Source organism: Halostella sp. PRR32 (assembly GCF_034808085.1).
Lineage (GTDB): Archaea > Halobacteriota > Halobacteria > Halobacteriales > Natronoarchaeaceae > Halostella > Halostella pelagica.
In genome coordinates, this window is sequence record NZ_JAXHGL010000023.1 from 1 (window position 1) to 486 (window position 486).

At 64.2% G+C, this 486-nt stretch carries 2 protein-coding genes; both read left to right on the forward strand.

Translation table 11 applies throughout. The features are described 5' to 3' along the window. Positions 1–47 precede the first annotated feature (47 nt). A complete protein-coding gene (locus SM753_RS20225; protein WP_323192884.1) occupies positions 48–227 on the forward strand; it encodes an HVO_2753 family zinc finger protein in 180 nt (59 codons plus the stop codon). A gap of 2 nt (positions 228–229) precedes the next feature. Then, a partial coding sequence (locus SM753_RS20230) for an elongation factor 1-beta (protein ID WP_323192885.1) occupies positions 230–486 on the forward strand: 257 nt, incomplete at its 3' end.

Genomic DNA, 486 nt, shown 5'->3' on the forward strand with positions numbered 1-486 from the left:
CGATTCGAAAGACAACCGTTATACCCAAACGCCTCACAGGGTGTTGTATGAGCGAGTCGCAATCAGCAGAGCAGCGCCGGTGCGTCTCCTGCGGCCTCAACATCGCAGGCACGAACGCCGCGCGCTTCAAGTGCCCCGACTGCGGGCAGATCATCTTCCGATGCGCGAAGTGCCGAAAACAGAGCAACCTCTACGAGTGCCCGGACTGCGGGTTCATGGGGCCCTAACCATGGGGAAGGTCGCCGCGAAGATCAAGGTCATGCCGCAGAGCCCCGAGATCGACCTGGACGACCTCCAGGACCGCCTCGAGGATTCGCTCCCCGAGGGCGCGAAGATCAACGGCGTCGAGCGTGACGACGTCGCGTTCGGTCTCGTCGCACTCCTGCCGACGGTCATCGTGCCCGACGACGCGGGTGGCACGGAAGCCGTCGAGGAGGGCTTCACCGAGGTCGAGGGCGTCGAGTCCATCAGCGTCGAATCGGTCGG